Origin of the sequence: Lysinibacillus sp. RS11, assembly GCF_042019215.1 — a bacterium.
Lineage (GTDB): Bacteria > Bacillota > Bacilli > Bacillales_A > Planococcaceae > Lysinibacillus > Lysinibacillus xylanilyticus_A.
Window position 1 is genome coordinate 2,509,727 of sequence record NZ_CP168124.1, and the last position, 12,639, is coordinate 2,522,365.

The following is a 12,639-nucleotide window of genomic DNA, read 5'->3' on the forward strand; positions in this document are numbered from 1 at the left end:
CATCTTTTTACTTTACATTTGCCATCGAGAGTTTACAGAACCCATGAACTAAATATGATATTCAAGTTCATCAACGAAATCCCATTCATATGGTGTTTCTTGGTAAACGTAATAGTTCAACCAGTTTGAAAATAATAAATGAGTATGAGCACGCCACGTATTAATCGGTTCATTTAATGGATCATCACTTGGGAAGTAATTCACTGGAACCTCAATATCCAATCCTTTTGCGACATCACGACTATATTCATCTGCTAATGTAGTCGCATCATATTCAAGATGTCCTGTAATCATAATGTTTTTATTATCCTTTGATTGCACAATAAAGACACCAGCATCTTCTGAGTAAGATAGTAATCGTAAATCAGGATGGTTGCGTACTTCGTCAATAGAAACAGAAGTATATCGTGAATGTGGAGCCGTAAATAAATCACTGAAGCCACGTACTAAGTCCACTGTTAAATCCGTAATGACATGGGAATAAACTCCTGAACATTTAGCGGGAAGCTCAATTTTGCCGATACCGTAATGATGGTATAACGCTGCTTGTGCACCCCAACATATATGAAGGACCGATGTCACGTTTTCCTTGGACCAATCCATAATTTCTGCAATTTCCTGCCAATAGTTCACGTCCTCAAAAGCCATTTTTTCAACTGGCGCACCCGTAATAATCATGCCATCATAGCGACGATGGCGAATTTGATGAAAGGTCGTGTAAAATAGCTGTAAATGTGATTTGCTCACATTTTTCGATTCATGTGTGGCTGTGTTTAAAAATGTAATATTAACTTGTAGCGGTGTATTACCGAGTAATCGCAGTAATTGTAGCTCCGTTTTTTCTTTTTCTGGCATCAAATTTAAAATTAATATATTTAACGGACGGATTTGTTGAGTTTTCGCTCTATCCTCTTCCATGACGAAGATTTTTTCCTCACGTAAATGTTCTCCAGCTGGTAAATTTTTTGGAATATTAATTGGCATCTTGCATTCCCCTCTCTTGAATTTCTCTACATATAAAAAATTTTATTAGTCGATCTAAATTAAAAAAATCCCCCTCATTCCATTTGAGATAGAATGAGAGGGATTTTAACCACGTTCACTCTTATCTCTCAAAGGACAAATCCTTTGCTGGAATTAGCACCTTTCTAACATTTGTTAGAGGTTGCTGAAGCGTCATCGGGCCAAATCCCTCAGCTTCTCTTGATAAGATTATTTAATTAAAAAGAATTGTAACATGAACAATTAAGAATATCAATAATACATAGAATATTTTGTTATTAGCATGCATGTTCTTCTCTAAATTGATGAACACTAATCTTGATGTAAATCATGTTGACGCTATGAAATATTATGGTAAACAAGCCGTAATTATGTTACCATATATCTTTAGTAATAGAGAGGAACGTGAAAAGTTTGATTAAAATTGAATTTCCAAAACCAGATTTAGTGATTCGCCAACGCGAACAAGATTTAAAGCCAGGTGATGTACCAATCACACCGTACCATGGTTTTATTGATTTCCATAAAATCACACGTGAAAAAGGTGGCATTTTCTTATTCTACAACGAAGAAAACGAGCTATTATTTGTAGGTAAAGCACGTAAAATTCGTCAACGTATTAAAAAGCATTTTGAGGACAATGTGTCACCGATGAAAAATCATCGTAATGAAATTTTCAAAATTGAAGTGTACGAAGTGGAAGATCCAATGGAACGTGAAATTTACGAGACATACGCGATTAATTCATTCCGTGCTAAATACAATGTCGATAAAGTATTTTATTAATCTTTAGCAAAAAAACCGAAATCTCCTTTAAGGGGTTTCGGTTTTTCTTTAGGTGTATTCTTCCTATAAACCTGTTATTACATGATTAAAATGTGTGGACTTACCGTTTATGTACACCACGTTAATTTCCTGTTTTAGGGTCTTTTGTAATTTTATAAACATTGTTGTTCAGCAACATCATCGGATGGATTCATTTCTTCGAATTTTATTTTTAATGTGTCTCCCTCTACCTCCAAATCAGCATGTGCCATTCCTTTCGAATAAAAATCAATGTAAAAAGTATCTTTTCCATCACTGATTAATTGGAGCTTATCATCGGAAATTATTTTCTTTCGCACTTCTGGAACAACAGCAATTTCACTAATACTAAATGCGGAAGTATTACATGCTCCTAAAATAGTTAAGGTCAACATGAATAAAATGATGATTTTTTTCACTATGTATCCCCGCCTTCTTATAACATCCATAATTATACTTATTTATTATATTTCAGGCTCATACCATAACGTATGGTTGATTGCTGTTCCGACTTATATACAAAACATACGTCTTTACAAATGAGGTAGTTTTATAAAAAAGATTGATCATTTGAGTTGTATCTATATAGTAAAATTTAAGCGGGTTATGAAGAAATCCAAAAAAATATATTGACAAAATAATTTTTTTCTGTAAAATGAAAAACAATTCAAAAATATTTGTATAGAACAAAGGCTATGAAAAGAAATAGTATCAATTATTTTTACGAACAGAAAGTTACCAGTTGATGAGAGGTGCATGTAAAACGATTGAGAATTCATCTTGGAGCTGTGTACCGAAAGGATCATTCTAAGTAGGCTACGCCGGCAAGCACCCGTAATCATGTGCGAGAGTATCGTCAAATGACCGTACTTCTTAAGGTAAGTAATGTGAATTGCTTATAAATTAAAGGTGGTAACACGAGTTGAATCGTCCTTTTGGTAAATCCAAAAGGGCGTTTTTTTTATTCCTTTTTTGAGCAAAGTATTTGAAAATCTAAACGTATGAGGAGTAAGACATTATGAAAGACAATCATCAAGATTCACAGCTAAAGCGCGGATTAAGTACTCGTCACATGCAATTAATTGCACTTGGCGGATCCATTGGGGTCGGTTTATTTTATGGTTCTAGTTCAACGATTCAAATGGCTGGGCCATCTATTTTACTTGCTTATTTAATTGGCGGATTAGTTATTTTCACAATTATGCGTGCATTAGGCGAAATGGCAGTAGAGGAACCTGTATCAGGCTCGTTCAGTACGTACGCGAATAAATATTTAGGACGCTTTGCTGGGTTCTTATCTGGTTGGACGTATTGGTTCATGTGGATTGTCGTTGGCATGGCAGAATTAACAGTAGTCGGTGTATACATTAACTACTGGTTCCCTGATATTCCACAATGGGTATCTGCCCTTGTAGTACTTATTATTATGACGCTTGTAAACTTAGCAAATGTAAAAGCTTACGGAGAATTCGAATTCTGGTTTGCGATGATTAAAGTTGTTGCGATTATCGGTATGATCGTTCTAGGATTAGCCATTATTTTCTTCGGTGTGGGCAACCACGGTGAAGCAATTGGCTTCGATAATTTATGGGCACACGGTGGCTTCATGCCAAACGGTTTCCATGGTATTTTAATGTCACTAGTATTAGTTATGTTCTCATTCGGTGGGGTTGAATTAGTTGGTATTTCTGCAGGAGAAGCAAAAAACCCTAGCAAGTCAATTCCTTCAGCTATTAACAACATCGTTTGGCGTATTTTAATTTTCTACATTGGTGCATTAGGCGTTATGATGGTTATTTATCCTTGGAACGAAGTTGGTTCAGAAGGTAGCCCGTTCGTTCAAATTTTCGATTACGTCGGCATCCCTGCTGCGGCTCACATTATTAACTTTGTTGTAATTACAGCAGCAATGTCTGCGTTTAATAGTGGTTTATACGGTTCAGGACGTATGCTACACAACTTATCGGTACAAAAAAATGCTCCAAAATATTTTAAAACAGTAAGCAAAAATGGTAGTCCGCGCAGAGGGATTTTATTTTCTTCAGCGGTGTTATTAATTGCGGTTGTCTTAAACTATGTAGTCCCTGAAAAAGTGTTCATCTATATTTCTGCTGTTGCGACTGTTGCAGTCATTACAAGCTGGATGATTATTTTATTAGCACAATTAAAATTTAGAAAGTCAAAAACGAAAGAGGAAGTAGCCGAACTGAAATTCAAAATTCCGCTTTATCCACTTTCTACGTATATTGCCATTGCATTCTTATTAATGGTTATTGTGTTAATGGCGTTTATTCCAGATATGCGTGTTGCTCTAACCGTCGCACCTGTTTGGTTTTTAATCTTATTTGTAGGATACAAAGTAATGGATGTTAAAAAGTAGTTTAATCATTTCATTTAACTGATACTTCTTTAACGAAGACCTATATTAAAAAGTCCTTTTGGTTAACTCGATTGGTTACATCTATCTCAAGATTAATATTTTTTATACACTAGTAAACGTTAATACGTTCCCAAATGAAAGTTTGGACATACACCAAAATGCCACGAATGTTGTGATATCAACGTTTCGTGGCTTTTCCTATGAACATTATTTATACAGCTTTTTATGAAAGAATAGCAAACACTGGATACATCAATATTTACACGTTTAGGGCTTACACGTTATTTCTAAACATTGTAAGTCTGTATTTTTCTGGCGCTACCCTTTTTGTAGTATTTTTTTGAAGACTTCTAATGTGGAAATGAATTTCCACGAGGAGAATGTAAAGTGCTTGTTAAGCAATCGGGCGCGATTGTTGAGCAACACCATGACGAAATGATCAAACTTTTAAAAAAACGAAACTAATATTTGCTGATAAGGAATCCATTTTGATCAAACTTTATTTCAAAGCAACAAATGTCATCCACAACTTTTGGCGATTAGCCATTTTTCACATAAAAATAAAAGAATCTGCGCACCATCTAAATAAATATCTCAGATGTCTTACAGATTCTTTTTTAATACCATTTTATTTACTCTACGAAAAAGGCTTTACGTTCTTTTGTAATCCATTCCTCAAGCCCCTTATCATCACGCTTTAACAAACGATTGACAAGGACGTCATGCCATATATAATCCTCTAATAAATAAATATGAACTGGATCATTTGTAATAAATGCCGTTTCTTGATTGGACGGTGAATGGCCGTAAATCATTTCCTGACCATCTACAGATAAGATAAACCAATGGGGCGTGGAAGCTTTCCTCGTATATTGCGTAATACGGTGCTGGTCAATGGAAGCTTCATTATCCTCCACATATAAGGTAATCCCATGAACAGGAATATGTTTTGCCACCTGATGAATGTCTTCCCGTAACGCATCGTACATATCTTCCCACATCGATAAAATAACCTTTTTTTTCGCTTTTTTGATTAATGATTGACAGTAATTGACGATTGCCTGTTTCCCTTTTAGCATGACAACCTTATGTTCCACTTCTTGCTCTTTCGTTTCTAATTTTTCTAATTGAGTACTAATCGACGTAAAACTCGATTGCCAACGTTGCTGAATTTGCTGTAAAAACACAGCGACAGGAATGGAAGAGTAAGTCGTTTGATCTGTAGTTTCTTCTTTCAGTACTAGCCCTTTTTCAACAAGTACACCAAGTATGTCATATATTCTAGCCCGTGGAATACCTGAGTTTTTGCTCACTTGATAGGCACTTACATGACTATTTTGTACGAGTGCTGTATAGGCCTTTGCTTCATATTCTGTAAATCCCAGTTCTTTTAATTGGGCGATTAATGCATCCATCCAATTCCTCCATAACTATATTTCGGGCTCCTCACCATAAGTGTGGTTGATTTCCATTCCCACTGGGCGCTTTCATAGGGGCGTCCGATGAGCCACTTGGGCCTACACAATGTAGGTCAAGAAAGCATTATCACGGGATGTGATGCTCTTAACCTTCGTTCCTCTATCGATGATCCCTAAGAAGTCACCCAGTCTCCACACCAATCAACCTATATCAATTTCGCTTTGGCGTAATTGCGTCCAGATTTTGAAAAAAACGCTTATTTTCGGGTGTACAAATAGTTCCTGTAATAAGCTCTATAATAATTACCAGACAGGTCTTATTTTCGTTGGTAATTCACCTTCATTTATTTCATAAACTAATTTACTTAAATCTTCTTTGAGCATTTGTAGTCGTTCCACACCTATTTTTTTAATCCACTGTTGCTCAATCTCATCCAGTATCTTCTTTTTTGCATTAACTACTAACCAACCTCGTTCGGTCAAAACAATAATTTTCCCTCTCTTATCAGTGGGATGAGCTTTGCGCATTACATAATCACGTTGCTCAAGATAATCCACCATTTTGCTCACAGCTTGCTTAGTAATGCCTAAATATTCGGCTATTTCTATACCTGTAGCTCCATTGGGAATGATGCTTTTAAACATAAAGCCATGTACAGGTCTAATATCCTCAAATCCCAATACACTCAATCTGTCATGCAGTTCATTAATTGATGTGCTAAAGGATAATGATAAAAGTGATGTAAGATCCAACTCATTAAATCCTTCATGATTCATACTTAAACCCTCCTCAAATAAAGTCAATTAGGTTGACTTTATTTGAAACACATTGTACTATACACAATGTAGTCAATCAAGTTGACTATAATTCGATTACAAAATAAATAGGATACACCCAAACAAATTTAGTAAATTAATCAAATAAATTATGGAGGTTTCCATGAATACTATCGTTAAAGTTAGAGCAAGTGTATTTATTCCAATGTCTTGGACTGAACCTAAGAAGGATACTCAAACAGGAAACGTGATTCAATTTGAAGGTGACTCACGTGAATTTACACCATATGCTGTAAACGCAATGCGTTCCAGAATTGAACAAGAAGTGGTTGTAGATTTTTATAAAAAAGACATATTCACATATGCAAATACAGGCATAACAACGGAAAGAATTATAACTCCCGATGGATCCGTTATTAAAAAAACTGGAAAAGCTAGTACTGACGGTATTTTGTGTACTGATATTATAAGGGGATCAGATGACGTCAAATTTCAAATGAGTGCTAGTGCCAGCAACCCATTAAATGTATATGCACCTCCCGTTGATTATCTATTAACTGTACATGTCAAAAAAGATGGTACTGTCGATATTCACGGTGAACATGACGGATTCCCTTGTTTTGAATTTTATAAGCAAGTAAATTTTGGTCCGTTTGAGAAAATTCATACACATGACTTCAGAGAAACTGGTGATACTGCTGAAGCTCTAGGTGGAGACATGGAGTATAGTTTCACAAAGAAACTGTAAAGATATATGGTTCCCTATTTAAAACAACATAAGAGTAGCACCAGGAGGAAAAGAAAATGACAACAGTTTTATTTGTAAAAGCGAACAATCGTCCCGCAGACCAAGCGGTGAGTGTGAAATTATATGAAACATTTTTAGCAAGCTATAAAGAATCACATCCAAATGATACAGTGGTAGAACTTGATTTATACAATGAAGAATTGCCATATGTAGGAGTAGATATGATTAATGGTACATTCAAGGCTAGTAGAGGATTAGATTTAACAGTACTAGAAGCAAAAGCTGTTGCTGTCGCTGATAAATATTTAGATCAATTCCTTGCAGCTGATAAAGTTGTGTTTGGTTTCCCATTATGGAACTTAACAATTCCAGCTGTATTACACACTTATATTGATTATTTAAACCGCGCGGGCAAAACATTTAAATATACACCAGACGGTCCAGTAGGTCTAATTGGAGATACGAAAATTGTATTATTAAACGCGAGTGGCGGTGTCTATTCTGAAGGACCAAAAGCAGAGTTAGAAATGGCTGTTAAATATGTAGCAAGCATGATGAACTTTTTCGGTGTAAAATATCTAGAGAAAATAGTGATTGAAGGTCACAATCAATTCCCTGATAAAGCGGAAGAAATTATTGCAACAGGACTTGAAAAGGCTGTTAAAGTTGCAAGTATTTTTTAATTAGCCAAAACTAGCACTCTTAATGGCAGTACAACACTATTATTTTTATATAAAGTATGGAGCGAAATCTAATTTCACTCCATATTTTTTATTCTTCCTTTTATTCAAAGGCTACTTCACAATATATGCCTTTTTAACCCTATCCTCTTTTCCCTTTACTTCAAGTGATGGGAATCTCTTTAATTCAACTTAGATACAAATACAGTCTAGACTTAATTTAATAGTATCGTTTTTAAAATAATAATACCCTCAATCTGTTTACATGAATCTAAATTTTGTAGATCATTTACTTACGAAAAAGTCTTTACAGCGACTCGAAATTTAGTTACTATTTCAGTAGTAACTAAATATAGAGGTGCAAACATGGCATTTGAATTAGATTTAAATTTAGTAATCTTATTAATATCTTTCGGATTTCTAGCTGCATTTGTAGACGCAGTTGTTGGAGGGGGTGGCTTAATTGCCTTGCCTGCCCTCATGTTTGCTGGTTTAAATCCGGCTGCAGCTGTTGCGACCAATAAACTTGCCGGTACAATGGGCGCTTTAACATCAACTATTTCCTTTTATCGTTCTGGACAGCTAGAAATCCGTCCCGTACTCAAATACTTTCCACTAGCTTTTGTCGGATCGCTACTTGGGGCATGGACAGTTCATTTAATCAATCCTGAATTATTAAAACCACTCATGCTCATCATGCTTGCTGCTGTTGCAATCTATACAATCTTTAAAAAAGATTGGGGCTCTGTATCTGCAGTTAAACATTTATCACGTACTCATTTATTTTTATTTATGATTTTGTTATTTAGCATTGGATTTTATGATGGGTTTCTTGGTCCTGGAACTGGCTCTTTTTTAATCTTTAGCTTTTTACTCATCGGGTTTGATTTTTTAAAAGCGGCGGGAAATGCGAAGTTTTTAAATTTAGCAAGTAATGTTGCGGGTCTTTTGATGTTCGCCTACTTAGGGCACATTCATTATGTTTATGGATTATTGATGGGGGTAGCTCAAATTGGTGGTGCAATGGTAGGCTCGCGCGTAGCGATAAAAAAGGGAGCGGCTTTGTACGTGTGCTGTTTATTATCGTAACGATTACATTGCTAACTAAAAATGCTTATGATTACATAATAGTTCATTAAAAAAACGCTGTAGATATGTTATCTACGGCGTTTTTGCATGTCAACAAACTTTTGGGGCGTTCTCCCCTTCATTTCGAAGGTTCTTTCCGTCGCTCCAGTGGTTCTTTCCGTCAGTTCGGAGATTCTTTCCGTCGCTCCAGGGGCTATCCGTCATTTCAGAGGTTCTATCCATCATTTCAAAGGTTCTATCCACAACTTTGGACGGTCTATCCATCATTTCGAAGGTTCTATCCGTCACTTCAATGATTCTTTCCGTCAGTTCGGAGATTCTTTCCCTCGCTTCAGGGGCTATCCGTCATTTCAGAGGTTCTATCCATCATTTCAAAGGTTCTATCCACAACTTTGGACGGTCTATCCATCATTTCGAAGGTTCTATCCGTCACTTCAATGGTTCTTTCCGTCACTTGAAAGGTTTCATCCGTCGCTCCAGTGGTTCTTTCCGTCATTCCGGAGATTCTTTCCGTCGCTCCAGGGGCTATCCGTCATTTCAGAGGTTCTATCCATCATTTCAAAGGTTCTATCCACAACTTTGGACGGTCTATCCATCATTTCGAAGGTTCTATCCACGACTTTGAACGTTCTATTCATCTCCAATAGAAAACGCCGTAGATATTCTATCTCTACGACGTTTTCTTAGTTAAATAAATAGCTTTTCATCTTTAAATTTATGACTAGTTAATAAGCTAACTAAAACAAATATGAATAAAGAAGCGACAATTGGAATTGTTACGGTATGCATACCAAAGACGGATGGGTAAAAACGATCAATAATAATATATAAGGTCATACCCGAAATCATCGACGCAATTGCACCATATTTATTGGCCTTTTTCCAGTATAGTCCTAATACAACGGACCAAATAAAGACAGCCTCAAGTCCACCGAAAGCAAATAAATTCAGCCATACTAATAAATCTGGTGGATTTAGTGCAAAAACGACAACGGCTAAACCAATAACTGTTGTGACAATAAAACTTGCACGCTTAATTTCCGTATCGTTTGCTGTCGGCTTAATATAATTTAAGTAAATATCTTTTACTACAGTGGAGCTTACAAGCATCAGTAGCGCGTTGACGGTAGACATTGTAGCTGCCATCGGTGCTGCTAAGACAATGCCCGCTAAAAACGGCGGTAAAACCTCCAATGTCAGCAGTGGCATAACTTTATCACCAATTTCTATGCCCGGTAAAACTGGTCGCGCAAATACACCAATTAAATGCATCCCAAACATAATTGTCCCTATGGCAATAGTGCCAATGATAATGGCTAAATGCATACTTTTTGAATCTTTATAGCTCATGGCACGAACTGCAATTTGTGGAAGGCCTACAACGCCAACCCCTATTAAAATCCAAAATGTAGAAACGTATAATGGCGTTAATTCACCTTCTGCTCCAAAAGGAGACACAAGATTTGGATTTTCCGCAACAAGGGAGGCCATAATATTATCGATTCCCCCACCAGCAATGATTGTCCCAATTAATAAAATAATTGTTCCAATGACCATAATCGAGCCTTGTACTGTATCCGTTAATGCAACAGCACGGAAGCCCCCAATGATAACATAAACTAATACGGAAATGGCAAAAATAAAGAGTGCAGTTGTGTAGTTTAAGCCAGTTAATGATTCGATTAGACGAGCACCACCTACCCATTGTGCCATCATCGCTGAAAATAAAAAGATGATAATACTAATGGCTGATAGAATAACAATGACATGACTCTTATAACGTTCTCGTAAAAAATCAATTAATGTGATGGCTTGATAACGTCTTGCGATAATAGCAAATTTCTTCCCTAAAATCATTAAAACAAAATAACCTGCAGGAAGCTGCGCCATCGCCAACAATACCCAGCCAAGCCCTTTCGTGTAAGCAACACCTGGACCACCAATAAAGCTACTTGCACTACCGTACGTGGCAATCATGGTCATGGCCAAAATGAAGCCACCCATTTCACGACCACCTAGAAAGTACTCCTGTAAAAATGAATTGGAAGCGCGTATATGCTTATTTGACCAGATACCAATACCAAAGATGATGACTAAAAATAATAACAGTGGAAAAATAACTTGCCAATGCATTATTGATCCACCTCCTCATCGTCAAATGGTACCTCTTTGAAAAAGAGTTTCATGACAACCCAGATTAAAATAATCATGAAGCCTGTCCCTGCGATACAGCTATAGAAAAACCATGCAGGGAAACCGAATACATACGTATAGTTTGTCGGATCACCAGAGCCTAGTCCGTAAGCAAAGCCAAACCAAATGGCAAAGTTGACAATGACAAGTCCGATGCCGATAAGCGCCTCTCGATGCGCAATTTTAAAGCGTTGATCTTTCAAAATAAAATCCCCCTAACCTACACTATTTTACTTGTATGTTCGTATTATGGGAACCTTTATGAAAAAAATAAATGACAGTTAGCAAATAAATATCTCTCCTTATCCTACTACGCATCTTAAATATAAAAAACGCCTGGAAATCCAAGCGTTTTTTAGACATTTTTAATATTGGAATTTTTTTAGTAAGCCTTGAAGCTCGTGTGCTTGTTGTGCCATCTCTTTGGCTGAAGACGCCATATTATCTATGAAAGCTAATTGCTCCTTCGCTGTTAACGTAACATGCTCCGTATTTTCAGTTGCCTTGCTTGCAATGCGTGCCATTGCTTCTGTTGAGGCAGTTACTTCTTCAACACCCGCGGACATTTGCTCTGTTACAGTAGAGACGTCATGTAACTGTGTACTAACTCTCTTAATCGACTGCATGATTTTGTGGAAGACCTGCTTTGTCTCATCAACAATATTCCTACCTGCTGCTGTTTCTTTCGAGTTACTCGAAATGGCCGTAATAACATTCGCCGTATTATGTTGAATAGAATGAATAAGTGATGCTATTTGATCTGCAGATTCCTTTGATTGTTCTGCTAATTTACGAACCTCATTTGCAACGACAGCAAAGCCTTTTCCTTGTTCACCAGCACGAGCCGCTTCTATAGCAGCGTTTAAAGCAAGTAAATTCGTTTGATCGGCGATACTTGTAAACTACCTGATATAGCAATAATAGCTCCTATGAATAACACTATGAGCAACTTGCCAATAAATGCAAAAATAATAGCATTCATCTCGTCTATAGGTTCACCGACAAACCACATCCCAATAATGTCTCCATTTGCATCTTTAATTGGTGCATAGAGTGTTAAGTATTTTGTTCCTACTACATCGGCTTCACCTATGAAAGTTTCCCCTTTATTCATCACATTTTCAACGACATTTGAATCTGCCTCTTTACCAACTAAACGTTCCCCATTTAGCTGTAAATTGGTAATAAGCCCTTTCGACCTTGGAAAATAGTTACACCACCTTCGATGCTTTCTCCTACCTCATCAACAAAGGCCTTCTGGTCAACTATTTTCGTATTCCCTTTGTATAGTTCCCCGTCTTTTATCGCCCAATCTCCCTTAAATCGTTCCTCTAGTAACATATAACCAACCTTCGAAACATAGGTTATACTCTGCTCGAAATTGTTATGCATAATTTGTTTCACTTGCATATAAGAGACAATTCCAATCATCATGCTTAAAAATATGATGACTCCCACTAAAAGCAAATTAAATTTTGTACTAATTTTAAAAGTGCGCAAAAAACCCCTCTCTCCTTTTTCATATTTTCCAGGAATATTATGTATAAA

13 protein-coding genes, 2 pseudogenes, 1 riboswitch and 1 other annotated feature are annotated in these 12,639 nt (G+C 36.5%); of the genes and pseudogenes, 6 read left to right on the forward strand and 9 right to left on the reverse strand.

Going from position 1 to position 12,639, the window contains the following annotated elements; all coding sequences use genetic code 11:
- Positions 1-48 precede the first annotated feature (48 nt).
- Positions 49-984 carry a homoserine O-acetyltransferase MetA gene (gene metA / locus AB9L17_RS12760; RefSeq protein ID WP_068984321.1) on the reverse strand — a complete coding sequence of 312 codons (936 nt, stop codon included), beginning with the start codon at positions 982-984 and terminating at the stop codon, positions 49-51.
- Between the two features lie 118 nt (positions 985-1,102).
- A riboswitch (SAM riboswitch) is annotated at positions 1,103-1,213 on the reverse strand.
- 203 nt (positions 1,214-1,416) lie between these two features.
- Between metA and AB9L17_RS12765 the strand changes: the two genes are divergently transcribed.
- On the forward strand, positions 1,417-1,788 hold the full coding sequence (locus tag AB9L17_RS12765; RefSeq protein WP_068984322.1) for a nucleotide excision repair endonuclease: 372 nt from the start codon (positions 1,417-1,419) through the stop codon (positions 1,786-1,788).
- A 152-nt stretch (positions 1,789-1,940) separates the two neighbouring features.
- Here AB9L17_RS12765 and AB9L17_RS12770 read toward each other — a convergent pair whose 3' ends face one another.
- Positions 1,941-2,225 (reverse strand): hypothetical protein, encoded by a 285-nt coding sequence (locus AB9L17_RS12770; protein ID WP_375199190.1) that lies wholly within the window; start codon positions 2,223-2,225, stop codon positions 1,941-1,943.
- Positions 2,226-2,492: 267 nt separating this feature from the next.
- Positions 2,493-2,744 (forward strand) — a binding site (T-box leader).
- An 80-nt stretch (positions 2,745-2,824) separates the two neighbouring features.
- Here AB9L17_RS12770 and AB9L17_RS12775 point away from each other — a divergent pair.
- On the forward strand, positions 2,825-4,186 hold the full coding sequence (locus AB9L17_RS12775) for an amino acid permease (RefSeq protein ID WP_223554159.1): 1,362 nt from the start codon (positions 2,825-2,827) through the stop codon (positions 4,184-4,186).
- Between the two features lie 632 nt (positions 4,187-4,818).
- Here AB9L17_RS12775 and AB9L17_RS12780 read toward each other — a convergent pair.
- Positions 4,819-5,601: a TrmB family transcriptional regulator gene (locus AB9L17_RS12780; RefSeq protein WP_223554161.1), complete on the reverse strand. Its 783-nt coding sequence runs from the start codon at positions 5,599-5,601 to the stop codon at positions 4,819-4,821.
- A 306-nt stretch (positions 5,602-5,907) separates the two neighbouring features.
- Positions 5,908-6,381, reverse strand: coding sequence for a MarR family winged helix-turn-helix transcriptional regulator (locus tag AB9L17_RS12785; RefSeq protein WP_068984326.1), 474 nt, complete (start codon positions 6,379-6,381; stop codon positions 5,908-5,910).
- 163 nt (positions 6,382-6,544) lie between these two features.
- On the opposite strand from AB9L17_RS12785, the gene AB9L17_RS12790 reads away from it, so the two are divergent.
- From AB9L17_RS12790 to AB9L17_RS12805, 4 genes and pseudogenes are all read left to right on the forward strand, one after another.
- On the forward strand, positions 6,545-7,129 hold the full coding sequence (locus tag AB9L17_RS12790) for a DUF3238 domain-containing protein (RefSeq protein WP_375199191.1): 585 nt from the start codon (positions 6,545-6,547) through the stop codon (positions 7,127-7,129).
- A gap of 56 nt (positions 7,130-7,185) precedes the next feature.
- On the forward strand, positions 7,186-7,812 hold the full coding sequence (locus AB9L17_RS12795; RefSeq protein ID WP_375199192.1) for an FMN-dependent NADH-azoreductase: 627 nt from the start codon (positions 7,186-7,188) through the stop codon (positions 7,810-7,812).
- A 363-nt stretch (positions 7,813-8,175) separates the two neighbouring features.
- Positions 8,176-8,948 (forward strand): annotated as a pseudogene (locus AB9L17_RS12800) (sulfite exporter TauE/SafE family protein).
- Between the two features lie 37 nt (positions 8,949-8,985).
- Positions 8,986-9,585 carry a hypothetical protein gene (locus tag AB9L17_RS12805; protein ID WP_375199193.1) on the forward strand — a complete coding sequence of 200 codons (600 nt, stop codon included), beginning with the start codon at positions 8,986-8,988 and terminating at the stop codon, positions 9,583-9,585.
- On the opposite strand, the gene panF is transcribed toward AB9L17_RS12805, so the two are convergent.
- The 5 genes and pseudogenes from panF to AB9L17_RS12830 all read right to left on the reverse strand — a co-directional run bounded on the left by panF (position 9,586) and on the right by AB9L17_RS12830 (position 12,591).
- Entirely contained in the window at positions 9,586-11,031 is a 1,446-nt protein-coding gene (panF, locus tag AB9L17_RS12810; protein ID WP_068984332.1) for a sodium/pantothenate symporter, read from the reverse strand.
- Positions 11,031-11,294 (reverse strand): YhdT family protein, encoded by a 264-nt coding sequence (locus AB9L17_RS12815; RefSeq protein WP_068984333.1) that lies wholly within the window; start codon positions 11,292-11,294, stop codon positions 11,031-11,033. Before AB9L17_RS12815 ends, panF begins: the two co-directional genes overlap by 1 nt.
- 162 nt (positions 11,295-11,456) lie before the next feature.
- Positions 11,457-11,990, reverse strand: a pseudogene (locus tag AB9L17_RS12820) (methyl-accepting chemotaxis protein); the annotation flags it as partial.
- Positions 11,954-12,277, reverse strand: a complete 324-nt coding sequence (locus AB9L17_RS12825) for a cache domain-containing protein (RefSeq protein WP_083226973.1) — start codon at positions 12,275-12,277, stop codon at positions 11,954-11,956. The pseudogene AB9L17_RS12820 and the gene AB9L17_RS12825, both read right to left, overlap by 37 nt.
- The gene (locus tag AB9L17_RS12830) at positions 12,259-12,591 is read right to left on the reverse strand and encodes a hypothetical protein (RefSeq protein ID WP_068984336.1); all 333 of its coding nucleotides are present in this window, start codon (positions 12,589-12,591) and stop codon (positions 12,259-12,261) included. Before AB9L17_RS12830 ends, AB9L17_RS12825 begins: the two co-directional genes overlap by 19 nt.
- Between the last annotated feature and the right edge of the window lie 48 nt (positions 12,592-12,639).

What these genes read in the sequence shown, in the direction of transcription:
- metA (WP_068984321.1), bottom strand. Translation starts at nt 984, where the DNA reads ATGCCAATTAATATTCCAAAAAATTTACCAGCTGGAGAACATTTACGT.
- AB9L17_RS12775 (WP_223554159.1), top strand. Translation starts at nt 2,825, where the DNA reads ATGAAAGACAATCATCAAGATTCACAGCTAAAGCGCGGATTAAGTACT.
- AB9L17_RS12780 (WP_223554161.1), bottom strand. Translation starts at nt 5,601, where the DNA reads ATGGATGCATTAATCGCCCAATTAAAAGAACTGGGATTTACAGAATAT.
- AB9L17_RS12785 (WP_068984326.1), bottom strand. Translation starts at nt 6,381, where the DNA reads ATGAATCATGAAGGATTTAATGAGTTGGATCTTACATCACTTTTATCA.
- AB9L17_RS12790 (WP_375199191.1), top strand. Translation starts at nt 6,545, where the DNA reads ATGAATACTATCGTTAAAGTTAGAGCAAGTGTATTTATTCCAATGTCT.
- AB9L17_RS12795 (WP_375199192.1), top strand. Translation starts at nt 7,186, where the DNA reads ATGACAACAGTTTTATTTGTAAAAGCGAACAATCGTCCCGCAGACCAA.
- AB9L17_RS12805 (WP_375199193.1), top strand. Translation starts at nt 8,986, where the DNA reads ATGTCAACAAACTTTTGGGGCGTTCTCCCCTTCATTTCGAAGGTTCTT.
- panF (WP_068984332.1), bottom strand. Translation starts at nt 11,031, where the DNA reads ATGCATTGGCAAGTTATTTTTCCACTGTTATTATTTTTAGTCATCATC.